This is a genomic window from Azospirillum brasilense, from assembly GCF_022023855.1.
Taxonomy (GTDB): Bacteria; Pseudomonadota; Alphaproteobacteria; order Azospirillales; family Azospirillaceae; genus Azospirillum; species Azospirillum brasilense_F.
The window spans coordinates 2739834-2759023 of sequence record NZ_CP059449.1; the positions used below are offsets into that span (position 1 = coordinate 2739834).

18 protein-coding genes are annotated in these 19190 nt (G+C 69.0%); 7 read left to right on the top strand and 11 right to left on the bottom strand.

Annotated elements, in window-relative coordinates; genetic code table 11:
- Positions 1–180: 180 nt before the first annotated feature.
- A complete protein-coding gene (locus H1Q64_RS13065) occupies positions 181–1350 on the top strand; it encodes an SDR family oxidoreductase (protein ID WP_237903822.1) in 1170 nt (389 codons plus the stop codon).
- A gap of 6 nt (positions 1351–1356) precedes the next feature.
- Here the strand turns inward: H1Q64_RS13065 and H1Q64_RS13070 are convergent, their stop codons facing one another.
- The 4 genes from H1Q64_RS13070 to prs all read right to left on the bottom strand — a co-directional run bounded on the left by H1Q64_RS13070 (position 1357) and on the right by prs (position 7507).
- The gene (locus H1Q64_RS13070) at positions 1357–4197 is read right to left on the bottom strand and encodes an EAL domain-containing protein (RefSeq protein WP_237903823.1); all 2841 of its coding nucleotides are present in this window, start codon (positions 4195–4197) and stop codon (positions 1357–1359) included.
- A gap of 124 nt (positions 4198–4321) precedes the next feature.
- Positions 4322–4828, bottom strand: coding sequence for a hypothetical protein (locus H1Q64_RS13075; RefSeq protein WP_237903824.1), 507 nt, complete (start codon positions 4826–4828; stop codon positions 4322–4324).
- A 100-nt stretch (positions 4829–4928) separates the two neighbouring features.
- Positions 4929–6536, bottom strand: a complete 1608-nt coding sequence (locus tag H1Q64_RS13080) for an MBL fold metallo-hydrolase (RefSeq protein WP_237903825.1) — start codon at positions 6534–6536, stop codon at positions 4929–4931.
- A gap of 77 nt (positions 6537–6613) precedes the next feature.
- The gene (gene prs / locus H1Q64_RS13085) at positions 6614–7507 is read right to left on the bottom strand and encodes a ribose-phosphate diphosphokinase (protein WP_237903826.1); all 894 of its coding nucleotides are present in this window, start codon (positions 7505–7507) and stop codon (positions 6614–6616) included.
- 205 nt (positions 7508–7712) lie between these two features.
- Between prs and H1Q64_RS13090 the strand changes: the two genes are divergently transcribed.
- Together H1Q64_RS13090 and H1Q64_RS13095 are read left to right on the top strand one after the other, a co-directional pair.
- Positions 7713–8597, top strand: coding sequence for a GGDEF domain-containing protein (locus H1Q64_RS13090; RefSeq protein ID WP_237903827.1), 885 nt, complete (start codon positions 7713–7715; stop codon positions 8595–8597).
- A 68-nt stretch (positions 8598–8665) separates the two neighbouring features.
- A complete protein-coding gene (locus H1Q64_RS13095; RefSeq protein WP_237903828.1) occupies positions 8666–9217 on the top strand; it encodes an NUDIX domain-containing protein in 552 nt (183 codons plus the stop codon).
- A 16-nt stretch (positions 9218–9233) separates the two neighbouring features.
- Here the strand turns inward: H1Q64_RS13095 and H1Q64_RS13100 are convergent, their stop codons facing one another.
- Together H1Q64_RS13100 and H1Q64_RS13105 are read right to left on the bottom strand one after the other, a co-directional pair.
- Complete coding sequence (locus H1Q64_RS13100) at positions 9234–9830, bottom strand: hypothetical protein (protein ID WP_237903829.1); 597 nt, start codon at positions 9828–9830, stop codon at positions 9234–9236.
- A 68-nt stretch (positions 9831–9898) separates the two neighbouring features.
- The gene (locus H1Q64_RS13105) at positions 9899–10378 is read right to left on the bottom strand and encodes a hypothetical protein (protein WP_237903830.1); all 480 of its coding nucleotides are present in this window, start codon (positions 10376–10378) and stop codon (positions 9899–9901) included.
- Positions 10379–10657: 279 nt separating this feature from the next.
- On the opposite strand from H1Q64_RS13105, the gene H1Q64_RS13110 reads away from it, so the two are divergent.
- Positions 10658–11068, top strand: a complete 411-nt coding sequence (locus H1Q64_RS13110) for a hypothetical protein (RefSeq protein ID WP_237903831.1) — start codon at positions 10658–10660, stop codon at positions 11066–11068.
- A 77-nt stretch (positions 11069–11145) separates the two neighbouring features.
- Here the strand turns inward: H1Q64_RS13110 and H1Q64_RS13115 are convergent, their stop codons facing one another.
- The 4 genes from H1Q64_RS13115 to H1Q64_RS13130 form a co-directional block, all read right to left on the bottom strand.
- A complete protein-coding gene (locus H1Q64_RS13115) occupies positions 11146–12222 on the bottom strand; it encodes a BMP family ABC transporter substrate-binding protein (RefSeq protein ID WP_014240078.1) in 1077 nt (358 codons plus the stop codon).
- Positions 12223–12316: 94 nt separating this feature from the next.
- On the bottom strand, positions 12317–13249 hold the full coding sequence (locus H1Q64_RS13120; RefSeq protein ID WP_145625706.1) for an ABC transporter permease: 933 nt from the start codon (positions 13247–13249) through the stop codon (positions 12317–12319).
- Positions 13246–14346: an ABC transporter permease gene (locus H1Q64_RS13125; RefSeq protein WP_237903832.1), complete on the bottom strand. Its 1101-nt coding sequence runs from the start codon at positions 14344–14346 to the stop codon at positions 13246–13248. The genes H1Q64_RS13120 and H1Q64_RS13125 overlap by 4 nt, the downstream gene beginning before the upstream one ends.
- 148 nt (positions 14347–14494) lie before the next feature.
- Positions 14495–16030 (bottom strand): ABC transporter ATP-binding protein, encoded by a 1536-nt coding sequence (locus H1Q64_RS13130; protein WP_237903833.1) that lies wholly within the window; start codon positions 16028–16030, stop codon positions 14495–14497.
- A 331-nt stretch (positions 16031–16361) separates the two neighbouring features.
- On the opposite strand from H1Q64_RS13130, the gene H1Q64_RS13135 reads away from it, so the two are divergent.
- The 3 genes from H1Q64_RS13135 (at position 16362) to H1Q64_RS13145 (ending at position 18619) form a co-directional block, all read left to right on the top strand.
- Positions 16362–16775 carry a GreA/GreB family elongation factor gene (locus tag H1Q64_RS13135; RefSeq protein ID WP_237903834.1) on the top strand — a complete coding sequence of 138 codons (414 nt, stop codon included), beginning with the start codon at positions 16362–16364 and terminating at the stop codon, positions 16773–16775.
- Between the two features lie 157 nt (positions 16776–16932).
- Entirely contained in the window at positions 16933–17838 is a 906-nt protein-coding gene (locus tag H1Q64_RS13140; RefSeq protein ID WP_237903835.1) for a YgfZ/GcvT domain-containing protein, read from the top strand.
- A 160-nt stretch (positions 17839–17998) separates the two neighbouring features.
- Positions 17999–18619, top strand: coding sequence for a PRC-barrel domain-containing protein (locus H1Q64_RS13145; protein WP_237903836.1), 621 nt, complete (start codon positions 17999–18001; stop codon positions 18617–18619).
- Between the two features lie 84 nt (positions 18620–18703).
- Here H1Q64_RS13145 and H1Q64_RS13150 read toward each other — a convergent pair whose 3' ends face one another.
- The gene (locus H1Q64_RS13150; RefSeq protein ID WP_237903837.1) at positions 18704–19117 is read right to left on the bottom strand and encodes a hypothetical protein; all 414 of its coding nucleotides are present in this window, start codon (positions 19115–19117) and stop codon (positions 18704–18706) included.
- Positions 19118–19190: the final 73 nt, after the last annotated feature.

Below are 19190 nucleotides of genomic sequence, written 5' to 3' on the forward strand. Positions count from 1 at the left end.
GGGCGCTGTGTCCTCCCCCGCCTGACAGGTTCCGGTAAAGCTGTGCCGCTTCGCTGACCCGCCAACCCTCCTTTCGGAGTGGCCCGGACGCACCGTCCGGCGGCAACGCTCCGCCGCACCGCCTGTTCACAGCGGATGACGCCTCGATTCCGATAATCGAACGATGGAGGAAGGAGACCCATGCAACCGCGGCTCAAACCCATAGACGAACAGGTGATCGTCATCACCGGCGCGTCGAGCGGCATCGGTCTGGTCACCGCCCGCATGGCCGCCCGGCAGGGCGCGAAGGTCGTCCTGGTCGCCCGCGACCGCGACGCGCTCGCCCAGGCGGCCGAGGAGATTCGCGCCGCGGGCGGGGACGCGATCCACTGCGTCGCCGACGTGGCCGACCCCGATGCCCTGCGGCGGGTGGCCGACGCGGCGGTCCGCAGCTATGGCCGGATCGACACCTGGGTGAACAACGCCGGCGTGGCGATCATCGGCAAGCTCCTGGACACCGCCCCGGACGACCACCGCCGCCTGTTCGAGACGAACTACTGGGGCGTGGTCAACGGCTCGCTGGCCGCCATCCCTCACCTGCGGCGGAACGGCGGGGCGCTGATCAACATCGGCAGCGTGCTGTCCGACCGCGCCATCCCGCTTCAGGGCGCCTATGTCGCCACAAAGCACGCCGTGAAGGGCTTCACCGACGCGTTGCGCATGGAGCTGGAGGCGGAAGGCTTGCCCATCTCGGTCAGCCTGATCAAGCCGGCGGCCGTCGACAGCCTGTACGAGGACCATGCCCTGAACCTGATGGAGGTGGAGCCGAACAACCCGCCCCCGGTCTACGCGCCGGAGGTCGTGGCGAAGGCCATCCTGCATTGCGCCCGCCGGCCGATGCGTGACCTTTATGTCGGCGGCGGTGCCAAGCTGTTCGCGCTGGCGGAGACCTTCGCGCCGCGGCTCACCGACCGGATCATGGAGCGGACCCTGCCGCGCGTCATCCGCTCCGGCGGGCCGCTCCGCCCGCGCAACGACGCCCTGCACAGCCACGGCGACGATGGGCGGGAGCGCGCCGGCCGGCATCGCCTCGTGCGCGAAACCAGCCTCTACACCGAGGCCAGGATGCACCCCTGGATCACCGCCGCGGTGGTCGCCGGCTTCGGGATCCTGGCCGGAACGGCGGTGGCGCGCGGTTGGGTGCGGGACAATGACGGGTCGGGCGACGGCGATGCGGCCGGGCTGAACCGCCACCGCCGATCGATGCAGCGCCATCGCGACCGGATGGACGAGGAGCGGAGCACCATCGGCCACAACGCGAAGCCCGCTTGGCAAGCCGCGGAGGAAGGTGTGGTGACCTTTCCCCGCTGACCGCCGCTACACCGGCACCCTGGCCATCGGCTCCACCTTCGACGCGGGATGGCCGCGGGCAGCACGCCGCGCCAGGATCGGTTCCAGTTCCTCCGCCAGGACCGGGCGGCTGAACAGATAGCCCTGGAAACTCTCGCATTTGAGACTGCGCAGAAGCTGGAGCTGCGCCTCCGTCTCCACACCCTCGGCGACCACCGACAGGCCCAGGCTGCGGCCCAGCCCAACGATGGCCCGCGGAATGGAATCGCCGGCCCCGTCCTGCTCGAGATCGTGGATGAAGGAGCGGTCGATCTTCAGCTTGTCGATCGGAAAGCGGTGCAGGTAGTTGAGCGAGGAGTAGCCAGTGCCGAAATCGTCCAGCGCGATCAGGCACCCACGCTGCTTCAGCGCGCGCAGCGTCGCGATAGCCGACGGAATGTCGTCGATCAGGGTGCCCTCGGTGACCTCTATCTCCAGTTCCCACCCTTGGAGGCCGTTGCGGTCGAGCGCGGCGGCCACCTTGGCGGGAAGCTGGCCGTCGCGGAACTGCTGTGCAGAGACGTTCACGGCGACCGGCACCGCCAGACCGATCTGGTCGCGCCAGCGGCCGATCTGGGCGCACACCTCGTCCAGCACCCAATCGCCGATGGCCTGGATCAGGCCGGTCTCCTCGGCCACCGGCAGGAAACGGTTGGGCATGATGAGGCCGGCTTCCGGGTGGCGCCAGCGCAACAGAGCCTCCACCCCGACCACGAGGTCGTCGGAAATGCGCAGCTGCGGCTGGTAAACGAGGAACAGCTCCCGATTCTGCAGGGCACGGCGCAGCGCCGCCTCCAGATCCAGACGCTCGCGGGACCGCGCGCCCATCTCGCGCGTGACGAAACGGTAGGCGTTCCGCCCGGCGTCCTTGGCGTTGTACATCGCGATGTCGGCGCAGCGGATCAGTCCCTCGGCGTCCTCCGCGTCGTCGGGGAACAGGCTGATGCCGATGCTGGGCGACACCACGAAGTTCCGCCCGCCGATGGCGAAGGGCGCGGCGAGCTGAGCCAGCACCTTTTCCGCCACCGCAGCGGCCTCAGCGGCCTTCTGGATGGTCGGCACGACGATCAGGAACTCGTCGCCGCCCAGCCGACCCACCGTATCGGTCGGCTGCATCCCACCGTGCAGCCGCCGCGCCACCGACCGCAGCACCTCGTCGCCGAAGGAGTGGCCCAGGCTGTCGTTGATCACCTTGAAATGGTCCAGATCGATGAACAGGACGGCGACCTTGCCACCGTCGCGTCGCGCCTGCCGGGCTGCCTGGGCGATGCGGTCGAACAGCAGGACCCGGTTGGGCAGGCCGGTCAGCGGATCGTAATGGGCCAGATAGTGAATGTGCTGCTCGGCCCGCCGCTTGTCGCCGATGTCCTCCACGAAGGCCATGACGAAGGGCGGGTCGCCGGGGGTGGACACCGGCTGGAGGTGAAGGGAGAAATGGCTGTGCCGACCACCGGCCAGAAGCAGCCGGTCGACCTCCAGCCGCACGCTCTCCCCGGCGATGGCGGAGTCGATGGCGGCGATCACCGCCGGGTCCTGGGCGCGCAGCTTCGTGTCGATTCCGATCAGCCCGTCACGCCCCACCCCGACCGCGCGGGCGAAGGCCGGGTTGCAGTCAGTGATCTTGGCGTCCGGACCGATGAGGGCGATGCCCAGCGGCGCCTGATTGAACAGCAGATCCAGTTCCGTCTCGCGACGGCGCAGCGAGGCGGTGATGCGCCGGGCGATCACCAGCGCCCGGTCGCGCGTCGCGGCCAGCGCCCACAGCAGGGTGGACAGGAGAACGCTGAGCGACAGCCCCGTCGCCAGGACCAGCGTCGGCTTCCAGCTGTCCACAGCGTCCTCGAAGCTTGAACGGCTCTCGTACTGGACCGACCAGACGCGGCTGCCCAGTGTGACGTCCCGGCTCGCCGTCAGCAACGGCTGCTCCGACGGCTCCGGGCGGCTGCGGTAGAGCGGAAACTCCCGCCGTCCTTCGAACACCGTCGCGGCGACGTCGTTCATCCGTCCGAACACGGACTCGGCCAGCGGAGCGACGTGGATCGGGGTCATCACCAGCCCGGCGAGGGTGGCCCGCCGCTGCTCCTGCGTGGCGGGGCTCAGCCCGTCGCGGTAAACGGCCTGGAACACGATGAAGGCGGGCGGCGAGGCTTCCCCCTCGTCGAGCCGCAGGGCGACGGCGCGGGTGACCGCCGGCTCGCCGCTGTCCCGCGCCTGCTCCGTGGCGGCGCGACGGACCGGTTCCGACAGCAGGTCGTAGCCGAGCGTGCGCAGGGTGCTTTCGTTGACCGGAGCGGCGTAGAGGGTGACGAGCCGGACCGGACCGGTCGCTTCCGGCCAGATGCGGAAGTTTCGCAGCCCGTCCATCCGGGCTTCCGTCACCAGTTCCGGGCTCGTCCATTGGTCGGCAACCCGTGCGAAGGCGACGGCGGTGATGCCGGGGAAGCGCTCCGCGAGGTGCAGCCCGTCCACGAAGCGGTTCCATTCCGCGCGCTTCACCTCCGGATAGGCGGTGAACAGGGCGGCGGCGGAGCGCGTCACCTGAACATAGACCTGGATCTGGTTCTCGAACCGGCGGTGCAGTTCCTCCACCCGCAGGGCGAAGCGGCTTTCAGCGTCCGCGGCGACGCGCTGGCGGGTGTCGTGCCAAGCGAGGGCGGTCAGGAGAAGCGCGGCCAGCAGGGCCAGCAGGGGAAGACGCTTCGGAACAGCCACCGAATCCGTGGCGGACCCGCTGGGCGCCAGGTCGATCGGATCGGGGCTTGAAGACCTCTGCATGGCCGTACCGAAGCTGCCTGTCACGCCGCTGCGGCGCCCTTCGGGGGCGCCCATGCTGCCCGCCGCCCACCCGGAACCCGCCGGAGGAAACGACGCGCGCCGGTAGACCTTAACTAGAATGCGGCCGTGCGAAAAGCGTATAAATATTTCCGCAATCGCCCTTCGCGTGCGGGTACGCTCAAAACTCCTGCAGCACCTTGGGACTGTTCTCCAGAAGCGTCGCGATCATGCCCAGGATCTGCTCAATCTTCGTGCGGGTGGCGTCCAGCTCGTCGGCGGTCTTGTCGTCGATGCCCGCTTCCATCAGCATCATGTCGAAGGCGTTCAGCGTTTCCGAAAAGGCCTTCTGCTCCGCCTGAAGCACGTCGAAGGCGCCGAGCGAGCTGGTCAGCGCCAAGGGCGGGTCGCTGACGAAGGCGTAACTGATGTCGGTGAAATGGGCGATGGCGGTCAGCTTCTGCCGGATCACCCATTGCGGAAAGTTGGATGGCAGTTCGTCCCCCGCCTCCTGCAACCGCTCCTGGATGGAGAAGACCAACCCCTGGATGTCCAGGTACGCGTTCCGGATCTCCCGGAAATGGGGAAAGGTCTTGGGCTTGCCGGCGTTGCGAACACGGCCCAGCCGGGCGTTGTCGTCGGTCAGCTTCCGCGCCATCTGGACCACGATGTTCGCCACCTTCCCCATCGCCCCGCCATCCCTTTATTTCGCGGCCGTCACCAGTCTGCCGTCACCGATCTGCCATCACCGATCTATAGCATGCGCCGCCCGACCGTGGGCAGGCCGATCAGCCTGCCGGTGCCCCCGCCGCCTGCGGCAGGCGGTCGCCCACCCCGCGGAGCAGCGCCTCCCGCGCCGCGTCGTCGGGCGCCGCGTCCAGCGCCCGGTGCAGGTCCAGCAGGAAGGCGGCGTAGCGGTTGTGCCAATCCCGCCCGGCGGCCACAGCCTCCGGCTCCAGCCGCGGCGGACCGCCCTGGGCCATGGCAGGCGCCAGTACCGGGACGGCGGCGGTCAGATCGGCCACCTCGTCCAGCTCGGGCAGGCGGATCAGCGCCGGGTCCCAGCCGCGGCGGACCAGGGCGTCGCGCAGGCCGGCGCGCGCCTCCTCCTCGCCATGCACCAGGAACAAGCCGCGGCCCACCCCCTGCCGCGCCGCCACCCAGGCCAGCAGGCTGCTGCGGTCGGCGTGGCCGGAATAGACGTCCAGCGACCGGATGCGGGCACGCACGGCGATCTCCTCGCCATGGATGCGGACGTTCGCCGCCCCCTGCTGCAACAGGTGGCCCAGCGTGCCCGGCGCTTGGTAGCCGACCAGCAGGACGGTGGCCTCCGGGCGCCACAGATGGTTCTTCAGGTGATGGCGGATGCGCCCGGCGTCGCACATGCCGCTGGCCGCCATGATGATGGCGCCACCCTTGATCGCGTTGAGTTTCTGGCTTTCCGCGACGGAGCGCACGCGGTGCAGGTTGGGCCGGGCGAAGGGATCGCCGTCGGTGCCGAGATCGGCCAGATGGCGGCGGAACACCCCGGTGACCGCGTCGGCCAACGGCGAGTCGAGGAACACGTCGACCAAGGGGATCTCGCCGCGATCGAACAGCCGGTGGAGGTCGTAGAGAAGCTCCTGCGTGCGCTCGACCGCGAAGGCCGGGATGAGCAGGGTGCCGCCCGCGGCGAGCGCCGCCCGCACCTCGTCGCGCAGCAGGGCCTGCCGCTCGGCCTCGCCCACCTCGACCCGCTCGCGGTTGCCGTAGGTGGTCTCCAGGACCATCCAGTCGGGCCGCGGCGGCCCCTCCGCGTCGGCGTGGAAGGACTTGCCGCCCGGCCCGAGGTCGCCGGAGAACAGAATCGTCTCCGCCGTTCCGCCGCGCGTCACCTCCAGCTCCACCGACGCCGAGCCGAGGATGTGCCCGGCCTGCCAGAAGCGGGCGCGGATGCCGGGCAGCACCTTCACCCACTCCCCGTAATCGACCGCGTGCAGGTGGCGGATGGCCGCCTGGGCGTCGGCCTGGGTGTAGATCGGCTCGACCGTCGGGCGCCCGCGCTGGCGGTTGCGGCGGTTCAGACGGTCGACCTCCGTCTCCTGGATGTAGCCGCTGTCGGGCAGCATGTAGGCCAGCAGGTCGGCGGTACCGGCGGTGGTGTGCACCCGCCCCTTGAAGCCCTGGCGGACCAGCTTCGGCAGCAGGCCGGAATGGTCGATGTGCGCGTGGGTCAGCAGGACCGCTTTCACGGCGGACGGCTTGAAGGGGAAGGGCCGGTAGTTCAGCTCCTTGACCGTCTTGGTGCCCTGGAACAGGCCGCAGTCGATCAGCAGGTCGCCGTCGCCGGTCTGGATGCGGAAGCAGGAGCCGGTGACCGTGCCGACGGCGCCGTGGAAGGTGAGGGACAGTGCCATGGCGAAACTCCGCCTTCTTGTGCCCTATCCCTCCATCCTGCCTGAAGAAGGGTTACCGGGCCGTCAACAAGGTGCCATCAACAGGGTGCCACTAGCGCGTCGGCGATCAGCCGGGCGAGCGGCAGGTCGTTGCTGGGGTGCGGAACCCCGTCGCAGGACAGCGGCGTGCCGAGCCCTTCCGCCTCGAAGCGGGCAGCCACCGCGGCGTCGAACAGGGCGTGGACTCCGAACACCCGGACCGAAGCCGCCCCGGCGGCCCGCGCGGCCCGCGCGCAGGAGAAGATCGTCTCGCCGGAGCTGATGACGTCGTCGACGATCACCACGGGCCGTCCGGCCAGCGGCGCGTCGGCGGGCAGAGTCACCGTCACGTCGCGGTCGCCGCGCCGCTCCTTCCGTCCGACCAGGGCGGTGAGGCCGAGCGGTCCGGCCACCGCCTCGACCAGCGGGGCGGCCTCCTCGTCCGGGCCGACGATCACGGCGTCGGGCGCGGTCCCGTCACGGCGCAGCCGCTCGGCGATGGCCCCGGCACCGCTGAGGCAGACAGAAGGGCGCCCGACGAACACCTCGTCCAGCGTGTGGGTGCGGTGGAGGTGCGGCTCCACGCAGACGAAGCGGTCGAACAGCCGGCCCAGCCAGTCCCCCACCACCGTCTGGCTCACCGGCTCGCCGGGGCGGAACACCGCGTCCTGGCGCATGTAGGCCATGTAGGGGGCGACGAGGCACAGCTCCGTGGCGCCATGGCGGCGCAGGACGGAGGCGGCCAGCGTCAGTTCCACCAGCTTGTCGTTCGGACGGTCGAGCGAGCGGTAGACCACCGCCCGCTCCACCGATTCAGGCAGGCGGACAAGACTTTCCCCATCTGGAAAGCGGTGCAGCTCGGCGATGTGGCAGGGAACGTTCAGAGCCTCGGCCAGACGCCGCGCGCCGTCGGCCGATTCCGGAAATCCGTAGACGCCCGTATAGCGGGCCATGCTGTCCCCTCTTGCGTTGCGCGCCCGGACATGGGCGCCCCGTTCGGCCCGTACTATGCCGCAAGGGCCGCAGCGGAGCGACCACGACCTTAGGCGCAACGTTACCGTGAAGGCGATAGGACGGCAGGGACGGACGCCTGAAAATGACGCCGCGGCGGTCTTCCACTCATTGACCGCAGACGAAGGTATGAGGCAGTTTCCCGCCATGCGCGTGCTCATCGCCGACGATACGGTCCTGATGCGCACCATGCTCTCGGAGCAGGTGGCGTCCTATGGCCATGACGTGATCCTCGCCAGGGACGGCCGGGAAGCGCTGAACCTTGCCCAGGCCGAATCCTTCGACATCGCCATCATCGATTGGGAGATGCCGCGGCTGTCGGGGCTGGAGGTGTGCTGGCTTCTGAAGGCCGATCCACGCACCGCCTACAGCTACCTGATCCTGATGACGTCCCATGACGAACCCTTCTACGAGATGAAGGCATTGGATGCCGGGGCGGACGACTTCATACACAAGCCGGTCAACCGCGCCCACCTGAAGGCGCGGCTGAAGGCGGGCGGCCGCATCACCGAAATGCATCGGCTGCTGGTTGCCCAGGCGCAGACCGACCCGTTGACCGGCGTCGCCAACCGACGCGCCCTTCTGGAGCGTGCGGATGAGGAGATCCGGCGCGCGCTGCGGTCCCGGCAGCCCCTGTCCCTGCTGATCGCCGACATCGACCATTTCAAGCGCATCAACGACAGCCGCGGCCACGCCGCCGGCGACGCGGCCTTGCAGCGATTCGTCCAGACGCTGGACGGCGCTCTGCGCCCCGGCGACCTGATCGGCCGCTACGGCGGGGAGGAGTTCGTGGTTCTGCTTCCCAACACCGCGCTGCCGGATGCGTCGGTGGTGGCGGAGCGCTTGCGCCAGCGCATCGCCGCGCAGGAGATGGGAGCGGACGGCGATTCGTTCCGCATGACCGCCAGCTTCGGCGTCGCCCCTGTGACGCCGGGCGCTCCCGGCGGCATCGACGACGCGCTCCGGGTGGCCGACGCCGCGCTCTATCGGGCGAAGGCCGAAGGGCGGAACCGCGTGGTTCCCTCTCCTTAAGCCGTTCACGCCCCGCCCTTCCCGCCCGTCTCCGGCAGCGAAGCCAACGGGATGCGGGGGAACAGGCGATGCGCCATGTCCATGTGGCGTTTCTGGAGGGGACGAAGGTCCTGATCGTCCGGCGGCGCGAGGTCAGCACTTGGTGGGGCCGTGGCCCGGCGGAACCGCGGATCGTCGACGCCGCAGGCCAATGGGCGGTTCCCGGCGGCGGCTACGAGAGCGTCACCAGCCCGCTCGCGGCGCTCCAGCGCCTGTTCCACGAACAGACCGGCCTCTCCTTCCCCGATTGCCGGGCGGCGGAGCCCTGGCGCCCCACCTCGCGGAGCTTCACGCTGTATTTCGTTCCGGTGACCGGGCTGGAGTCGCTGGCGTCCTCCATCACCCTGCGGGTCGCGCAGTCCGCCGTCACGCCCGGGCGCCCGGCAGGCGGCGCCATCGTGAACTGGGAATTGTCCTCGGCCCACGTCGTGCCGCTCGCCAAGGTTGTCGCCCATCTGGGGGTGCGCCAGCCAGTCTCGCACGAGAACCAGCTCGCCATCACCCGGCAAGCGATGCGCTCGCCCTCCTCCCAGTCGATCGAGCGCTACGCAACCATGGCCGCGATCATCGCCCTGCAATGAGCCCGCCCTGCTGGCCTCAGCCCTTGCTATCGCCCGGCGGGGTGCGGACGGCGGTGGCCGCGAGATACTGGGCCGCCGTGCGCAGCAGGAACTCCGCCACCGCCATGTCGCCCAGGTCGCGGTCCGGGCCGCCCAGCCGGTGGCGGCGATCGGCGTCGATCAGGCCGGTGGCGATCACCTGCGCGGTCAGCCACGCCCGCTGCTCCTCATCCGGCACGCCGGCCATGCGCTCCAGCATCTCGTTGCAGGCATGGTCGATCGTCCCCAGGCCGGGCCGGTCGGACGACAGGTAGCTGGTCTCGTTCTGCGGCGCCGGCTCCCCGACGTAGGAGCGGGCGAGCAACGCCGTCTCCAGCGTCAGGCGGAAGGCGGTGCGGCGCGGCCGCCCCTTCCGCCGCAGCCGCAGCGCCATCATGGTGAAGAGCTGGGCCACCGCCTCCACCCTTTCCGCCGGCACCTCGTCGAGGATGTCGACGATCTCGGCGCTGACGGCGTTGCGCGGCGCCTTCTCGCCGGGCCGCACCACCGCGGTGGCGAAGACGGCGATCAGGGTGCGCAGGGCGTCGGCCTGCTCCACGGGAGAGATGCGGCCGATCTGGGCGGGGTCGAACATGGGGGCGCTCCGCTCTGGCTGGGAGGGATCAACAACTCCTCCCAGCAATGTTGGAACGCGAGGGGCAGTCAGGAATCCCCCTCCTTCGGGTCGATGGTCTCCGCCCGTCGGCTGATCAGCTGGTAGAGCCCAAGCCCGAGCACCATGAAGACGATGACCATCAGGAGGATGGCCGGATACACCATGTCGCTCATGTCCGAGGTCCGCGCCTCGAACACCAGCACCAGCCCTTCCAGGCTGGCGGCGATGATGATGGTGGTCAGGAACTTGGTCAGAGTGCGGCGGGCCTCGTCGGCGTGCCGCAACTCACGGTCGTGCTCCAACTCCTCTTCATAGAGATACTTGGCGATCTCGAAGACGGCGATGGCCAGCACGATCATACCCACGCCGTCCAGCAGCCCGTGAGTCGTCGCCTCGATGTCGAGCAGCAGAAGGCTGTGAAACACCGCATAGGCGGCCACGCCGATGAACACCATGGCGAACAGCATCAACACGCCGGTCGCCAGGAAATAAATGACCTGCGACGCCTTCCGGAATCCGTTCCCCACGATGCGTTTCCCTTTCCGACGCGAGAGCCCGTCCTGCGGCTGTCAACACATCGTCCCGGCTTTCGGACCGCTTCCTTGCGGGTCACCCCGGAAGGGAAGATGGAACCGGCGGCCCGGCGAGCGTGTTTGGAGTTAGGCAGCACAGGGGATTGTGCCTCCTCGACAGGCTCCGCCGCGCTCCCTGAAGCGGCGGAGCCTTTCTTTTCCTGCCCCTTGTCTTCTCCTGCCCCTTGCGTTTATGGCTGCGGTGCCGGACCACGCCGACCACGGAACCGCCCCATGCCCGAGACCCCACCCCCCTCCGCCGAAGCCCTGCACGCCCTGCTGGACCGCTACCTGCGCTGCCCGTCCGAGCCGCTGCGCGGCGAAGTGAACGAGGCTTTGACCGCCTTCCAGACGGCCTGGATACACGCCCGCGCCGGGCAGGACGCCCCGACGGCGCCCCAGCCCGCTCCTTCCGCGCCCAACCGTGCCCCGGCGAAGCCGAAATTCCCGATCGCCGCCGCCGATCTGGCGGTGCTGGAGCGGATGGCTGGGGGCTGGGTCCCCACCGCGGCGGAGGTTCCCCGCTGGGTCTGGTTCGAGAACCGGGAGCTGGTGACGATGGAGCCCAACCCCGCCGGCAGCGGGCCGGAGGTGATGCGCCTCGCCCCCGCCGGTTGGGCGGCGCTGGGCCGCCAGCCGGGCTGAGCGGCGGCCCATAGAAAGCGGGCAACAAAAAAGGGAGGCCGAAGCCTCCCTTTTTCTTTCTTGGCGACCGGTTCCGCTTACTTCGGAACCTTGCCCTGCACACCCTCGACGTACCAGTCCATCTTCAGGATCTGCTCGTCGGTGGCCTGCTTGCCCTCGGCGATCACGACCTTGCCGGACTGGTCCTTCACCGGGCCCTGGAAGGAGTGGCGCTTGCCTTCCATGATGTCGGTGCGGGTCTTCTCGGCCGCCGCGACGACATCCGCCGGGAGCGCCGGGTTGTAGGGGGCCAGGAACAGCATGTGGTCCTTGAATCCGCCCCAGGTGTCCTGCGACTTCCAGGAACCGTCCAGAGCCGCCTTGACGCGGTTCACATAATACTCGCGCCAGTCGTCGACGATGGCGGTCAGGTGCGCCTTCGGGCCGAAACGGGTCATGTCCGACGACTGGCCGAACACCCACAGGCCACGCTCCTGCGCGACCTGGATGGCCGCCGGGCTGTCGGTGTGCAGGGAAATCACGTCGGCGCCCTGGTCGATCAGCGCCTTGGCGGCCTCGGCTTCCTTGCCGGGGTCGTACCAGCTGTTCACCCAGACGACGCGCACCTCGGCCTTCGGGTTCACCTCGCGCATGGCGATGGTGAAGGCGTTGATGCCGCTGACCACCTCGGGGATCGGGAAGGAGCCGATGTAGCCGATGATGTTCGACTTGGTCATCTTGCCGGCGATCTGGCCGATGACCGTGCGGGCCTCGTAGAAGCGCGCGGAATAGGTGGCGACGTTGGCCGAGCGCTTGTAGCCGGTGGCGTGCTCGAACTTCACATCGGGATGGCGCTGCGCGACCTTCAGCGTCGGGTTCATGAAGCCGAAGGAGGTCGTGAAGATCAGCTTGTGGCCGGAGGAGGCGAGCTGCTCGATCACGCGCTCGGCGTCGGCGCCCTCGGGCACGTTCTCGACGAAGGTGGTGGTGACCTTGTCGCCCAGCTCCTTCTCCACGGCCAGACGGCCCTGATCGTGCTGGTAGCTGTAGCCGTGGTCGCTGATCGGACCGACATAGACGAAGCCGACCTTCATCTTCTCCTGCGCGTCGGCCGCGCCGACGCCCAGCGCCAGCATGGCGGCGCCGGTGGCCAGACCCATCAGGGCCTTGCCCATGGTCCTTCTGTTCACGTGTTTGCTCCCTGATCCAATTGATTGAGCACGAACGTAAGACTTGCAAACATCCCGGAGCCCGTCAGGCGTCGCCCCATCAGGCATCGGGATGGAAAACCTTCCCGAGGCTGGCCGGCGCGTTCAGCCGGATTCGGGCGACATCGCGTGAAATCACCACCAGTACGATGACGGTAGCCAGATAAGGCAGCATCGACAAGAGTTGTGACGGAATGTCGATTCCCAGCCCCTGGACGTGGAGCTGCGCGATGGTCACCCCGCCGAACAGCCAGGCACCGAGCAGCACGCGGCCCGGCTTCCAGGTGGCGAAGACCACCAGCGCCAGCGCGATCCAGCCGCGCCCGGAGGAGATTCCCTCCGCCCACATCGGCGTGTAGTCGAGCGACAGAAAGGCCCCGCCCATGCCGCTCATCGCACCGCCGAACAGCACGGCGAGGAAGCGGATGCGGATGACCTTGTAGCCGAGCGCGTGGGCTGCCGCGTGGTTCTCGCCGACCGCGCGCAGGATCAGCCCCTTGCGCGTGGCGTAGAGGAACCAGTGCACCGCCGGCACTGCCGCCAGCGCCAGATAGACCAGAGCGTCCTGCCCGAACAGCGCCTTGCCGATCACCGGCAGGTCGGTCAGGCCGGGGATGTAGAGTTCCGGCACGTCGGCGATGGGGATGCCGACAAAGCCCTGCCCGATCAGCGCCGACAGACCGACGCCGAACAGCGTCAGCGCGAGACCGGTCGCCACCTGGTTGGCGAGCAGGAGCAGGGTCAGCACGCCGAACAGCGCCGCCATGCCCGCCCCCGCCGCGGCCCCCGCGACGAATCCAGCGGTGGAGCTGCCGGTCTGGACCGCAACGGCGAAGCCGCAGACCGCGCCGACCAGCATCATGCCTTCGACACCGAGGTTCAGGACGCCGGACTTCTCCACCACCAGCTCGCCGAGTGCGGCGAACAGCAGCGGCGTGGCGGCGGCCAGCATGGCCGCAAGGATCGGGCCGAGAAGGGCCAGTTCGGCGCTCATGCCGCGGCCCTCCCCACCACAGTCCCTGCGGCCCGTTTCGCGCCGAAGCGCACGCGGTAGCGGATCAGCACGTCGGTCGCCAGCAGGAAGAACAGCAGCATGCCCTGGAACACGCCGGTGATGGCCTTGGGAAGGCCGAGCGCGATCTGCGCCGCCTCGCCGCCGATGAAGGACAGGGCCATCAGGAAGCCGGCCAGCAGGATGCCCACCGGGTGCAGGCGCCCCAGGAAGGCGACGATGATGGCGGTGTAGCCGTAGCCGGGGGAAATGGTCGGGTTCATCTGGCCGATCGGCCCGGCGACCTCGCCCAGACCGGCCAGACCGGCCAGCGCGCCGGACAGCAGCAGCGTCAGCCAGATGATTTTCTTCTGGTTGAAGCCGGCGTAGCCCGCCGCCGTCGGGGTCAGACCGATGACCTTGATCTGGAAGCCGATGAAGGTCCGCGCCATCAGGAACCAGCCCGCCGCCACCGCCAGCAGGGCGAACAGAGATCCCAGATGCACGCGCGTCCCGGCGACCAGCAGCGGCAGCACCGCGTCGGCCTCGAACAGGCGGGATTCTGGGAAGGCGAAGCCGTCCGGGTCGCGGTAGGGGCCGTGCATCAGATAGTTCAGCAGATGCAGCGCCACGTAGTTCAGCATCAGGCTGGTCAGGATCTCGCTGGCGTTGAAGCGCACCCGCAGGAAGGCGGGGATCGCCGCCCACAGGGCGCCGCCGGCCATGCCCGCGACGATCATCAGCGGCAGCAGCCACCAGCCGCCCTCAGCGTAGAAGGCCAGCGCCAGCCCGCCGCCGGTGATGGCGCCGAGCGTCAGCTGCCCCTCGGCCCCGATGTTCCACACGTTGGCGCGGAAACCGATGGCGAGGCCGATCGCGCAGAGCACCAGCGGGGTCGCCTTGACCGCCAGTTCACCCAGACCGCGCAGCGACAGCAGCGGCGCGATGAAGAAGGCGTGCAGCGCCTTCACCGGGTCGAAGCCCATGGCCCAGAACAGCAGGAAGCCGCTGACGAGCGTGAGCGCGACCGCCAGCAGCGGCGTGGCGTAGACCATCGCGCGCGACGCCTCGCCGCGGGGTTCGAGACGGAGGAGGGTCATGCAAAGGCTCCGCCGAAAACATCCCCTTCTCCCCTCTGGGGAGAGGGTTGGGGTGAGGGGGTTGCGCAGGGCGCGGCGTTCGGCAAAAGGGCATCCCCCTCACCCTTCCCTCTCCCCAGAGGGGAGAAGGGATAAAGCGTCGGTCCCATCACTCCTCATCCTCGTCGGGCGGGTGGTTGAACAGGCCGCCCATCAGCAGGCCGATCTCCTCCACGCTGGTGTGGTGGGTCGGGCGGCTTTCCGACAAATGGCCGTGGAACAGCACGGCGATGCGGTCGCTCAGCACGAACAGCTCGTCCAGGTCCTGGCTGATCACCAGGACAGCCGCACCCGCCCGCGCGAGGTCGATCAGCGCCCGGTGGATCGCCGCCGCAGCACCCGCGTCCACGCCCCAGGTCGGCTGGCCGACCACCAGCAAGCGCGGCTTCTGCAGGATCTCGCGGCCGATGATGAATTTCTGGAGGTTGCCGCCCGACAGCGACCGCGCTTCCGCCCGGTGGCCGTGGGTGACCACGTTGAAGGCGCCGATGATCCGCTCGGCGTAGGAGCGGGCGCGCCCGAAATGCACCAGCCCGCTGCGCACCAGCGGCTCGCGGGCGTAGCCGGAGAGCAGCGCGTTTTCCGACAGGCTCAGCTCCGGCACGGCGCCGCGGCCCAGCCGTTCCTCCGGCACGAAGGCAAGACCGAGCAGGCGCCGCTCCCGCGGGCCGAGATGGCCGGAGGGCCGCCCCTCGATGGCGACCGACGCCGGGTCCGGCACCAGCGCCTCGCCGCTCAGCGCGGCCATCAGCTCCGCCTGCCCGTTGCCGGCGACACCGGCGATGCCCAGGATCTCGCCGGCCCGCACCTCGAACGACACGTCCTTCAGGTTGGTGGCGAAGGGGTTGTCGGAGGTGGTGGAAAGATGTCGGACCTGCAGCTTCGGCGCCCCGGCCTCGCCCTGCGGCAACCGCTCCGGGGTCGACAGCTCGGTGCCGATCATCATCTCGGCAAGGCTGCGCGCCGTCTCCCTGCGCGGGTCGCAGCTCCCCACGACGCGCCCGCCGCGCAGCACCGTGGCGGTGTCGCAGAGTGCGCGGATTTCCTCCAGCTTGTGGCTGATGTAGAGGATCGTGCAGCCCTCCGCCGCCAGACGGCGCAGCGTCTCGAACAGGCGGGTCGCCTCCTGCGGCGTCAGGACCGAGGTCGGCTCGTCCATGATCAGCAGCTTGGGGTCCTGGAGCAGGCAGCGCACGATCTCCACCCGCTGCCGCTCGCCGACCGACAGGTTGTGGACGTGGCGGCGCGGGTCCAACGACAGGCCGTAGCGTTCCGACACCTCGGCGATGCGCGCCGACAGCGCGTCCATCGGGCCGGGCTGGTCGAGGCCGAGCGAGATGTTCTCGGCGACCGTCAGCGTGTCGAACAGGGAGAAATGCTGGAACACCATCCCGATGCCCAGCCGGCGCGCGCCCGCCGGATCGGGGATGTGGGTGTCATGCCCGTTCCACAGGATCTGGCCGGCGTCGGCGTGGAGCACGCCGTAGATGATCTTCACCAGCGTCGACTTGCCGGCGCCGTTCTCGCCCAGCAGCGCGTGGATCTCCCCCGGCCGGAGGACGAGATCGACCTGATCGTTCGCCAGACAGCCCGGAAAGCGCTTGGTGATGCCGCGCAGTTCGAGCCGGTGCGGAGGGGATGACACGGATGGGGAATCCAAGGAGGCGGACCGGGTAGGGGTGAAGTCGGCAGGGCATTGCCAAAGCCATGCCACTTTCGGAGAGTCTTGCCCGTCAAGGCTGTTCGCCGTCAACAGGGGAAGCGGTTGCCCAGCCTGCGGTCATTCGCCCCGTTTCAGGTGCCCCGCTCCAGGCGCCCGGGCAGCCCAACAAAGCGGCAGATGATCCAACAAATCAGCAGTTGCTTCGCACACGGACAGATGCCATGCCGCCGCACGGTTGACAAGAGGCCGCCGTCGTCATCAGCTATGGAAAGGGCCGCCATTTCCGGCGGCCTTTGCTTATGGAGCTTTTGGAATGAACCGCAAGTCGATGCTCGGCGATCCGCCGCCGATCCGAATCACCCCCCATGACCTTGGGCGTCTCGACGTCCTTCTCGCCCATCTCAGCCAGCCCGCCGGCGTCATCGACTTCCTCCAGCGTGAGGTCGACCGCGCCGATGTCGCGGACCCTCCCGACGGCGACGGCGGCGGCACGCCCTTCGTCCGGCTCGGCAGCCGGGTCACCTTCGCGGACGACCGGGGCACGCGGCACACCGCCACACTCATCACACCGGATGAAGCGGCCCGGCGCCAGGACGGCATCTCGATCCTGACCCCGGTGGGCGCCGCCCTGCTCGGCCTGTCCGAGGGGCAATCCATCGCCTACGGCACGCTCGACGGCCGCACCAAGTCGGTGCAGGTCCTGCGGATCGAACCTCCGGCGGCCTGACAGCCCGCCTGACGGTCCATCGACCACGGCTTGCACCGTGGCGCGTCCGCGGAAAAGGCGGACGCGCCATGCAAGGGAACACCCCTCGCCACCCTTGCCTCCCCTGCCCCCTTCGCCCAACTATCGGGGACTTGAACGGGACAATCGGAGCAAGGGCATGACGGCGGAACAGGCGGGCTACACGATCCTGGAGGATCGGGGCGTCATCGCGGTCACTGGCGAGGACCGGGCGGCCTTCCTGCAAGGGCTGGTGTCCAACGACGTGCGCCGTGTCGCACCGGACCGCGCCGTCTACGCGCTGTTCCTCACCCCGCAGGGCAAGTTCCTGCACGATTTCCGCATCGCCGAATCGGACGGCGCCCTGCTGCTCGATCCCGAGACAGACCGGCGCGAGGAATTCCTGCGCCGCCTGAAGATGTACAAGCTGCGCTCCAAGATCACGCTGGAGGACCGCGCCGGTTCCCTGCTGGCCGTCGTCCTGTTCGGCGGCGATACCCTCGCCCGTCTGGGCCTGCCGGATGAGGCCGGTGCGGCCGTGCCCTTCGCGGGGGGCGTCGCTTTCACCGACCCGCGCCTGCCGGCGCTGGGCGCCCGCGCCTTCCTGCCGCGCGAGGGCGCCGCGGCGGCGCTGGAGGCGGCGGGCTTCGTTCCGCGCAGCGCGGAGGACTACGACCGGCTGCGCCTGTCGCTCGGCGTTCCGGAGGGCAGCCGTGACCTCACGCCCGACAAGGCGCTGCCGCTGGAGAACGATCTGGACGACCTCAACGCCATCTCCTGGGACAAGGGCTGCTACATGGGGCAGGAATTGACCGCCCGCACCAAGTACCGCGCCCTGATCAAGAAGAAGCTGTTCCCGGTGACGCTGGAGGGCCCCCTGCCCGCCCCCGGCACGCCGGTGACCCTGGAGGGCAAGGAGATCGGTGAGATCCGCAGCGGCCATGGCTCCACGGCGCTTGCCTTGTTGCGGCTGGAAGACCTCACCCGTGCGGAGCAAGACGGATTGGTCTTGACAGCCGGAGAGGCCACAGTCACGCCGGCAAAGCCAGTCTGGGCAAGCTTTTGAGTTCTTCGTCATTTTTATTCCCGAACCTTGCACGGACTAGCCGAAAGATTTTTTCGATTTTCCGCGTGACCATTCCCGCCGAGACCCTGTTGTCGAATTGCCTTACCGAGACAAACCAAGGCACTCGACAGAAACGCCGAAACACGGAGAGGAGTGAGTTATGCGTAGGGAAATCATCGCGGCTGCGTCCGTCCTGGCGCTGATGACCGGCACGGCGATGGCGCAGACCACGTCACCGACCACCGGCAGCCCCACCACCGGCGCCCCGACCGCGACCGAGATGAACAAAAGCGGCAGCGCCCCGGGTAACGCCACGACCGGCAGCGCCGCGACCGGCAGCGCTTCCGGCCTGACCGGCGGCACGCTCGCCAGCGCCGAGAACATGATGGGCAAGAACGTCTACGGCACCGACAACGAGAAGGTCGGCGAGGTCGAGGACATCATCCTCGACAGCAACGGCCAAGCCCAACAGCTCGTGATCTCCTCGGGCGGCTTCCTCGGCATCGGGGAGAAGCAGATCGCCGTGGACATCGGCAAGGCCAACTGGGATGCCCAGCAGGAGCGCGTCCAGCTCTCGGGCATGACCCGCGACCAGGTGAAGGAGATGCCGGAGTTCGAGTACTCCGACACCACCACCTCGCTGAACCGCAACAAGGACAAGGCCGGCGACACGGTGAACGGCGCGGCGAGCCGCTCCTCCACTGGCACCTCCGGCACCATGACCGCCCCGAGCGGAGCCACCGGCACGCCGCCGGCCGCCCCGTCGGGCACCGGCCAGTAATCGCCGGCCAATCGCCGACGTTACCGTCATGAAAAGCCCCCGCGGCCAAGCGCCGCGGGGGCTTTTCCCTGTTCGGAGTCGTGCTTACGGACGCGCGACGTGCCAGACGTTGTTGACGCCATCGCCGGTGGTGTCGCCCGGCTTGCCGTCCTTCGCCCAGCCGTAGAGCGGCTTGCCCTTGTAGGCCCACTGCATGGAGCCATCGTCGCGGGTGACGACGGAATAGTCGCCCATCGGCTTGGCGCCCGCCGGAGCCATCAGCGGCGGCCAGTTGGTGGCGCACTGCCCATTGCAGGCAGACTTACCCCCCGAATCGCGGTCGAAGACGTACAGCGTCATGCCCTTGCTGTCGGTCAACACGGGGCCGCCGGACGACTGGCCGGTCTTGGCGGGCATGGCGCCCTGCGCGAAGGCGGACGGCGCGAAAACGGACGGTGCCGCGAGGCCGAGCGCCAGCGTGATCGTCGCGGCGGCGGTGAAACGGGTGAAGCGGTGCATGGACGGAACCTCCCTGTCGTGACGGGGCGGGTGATTGGACCCGGCCCTCACTGACAGGACGCCCGTCGCGGCG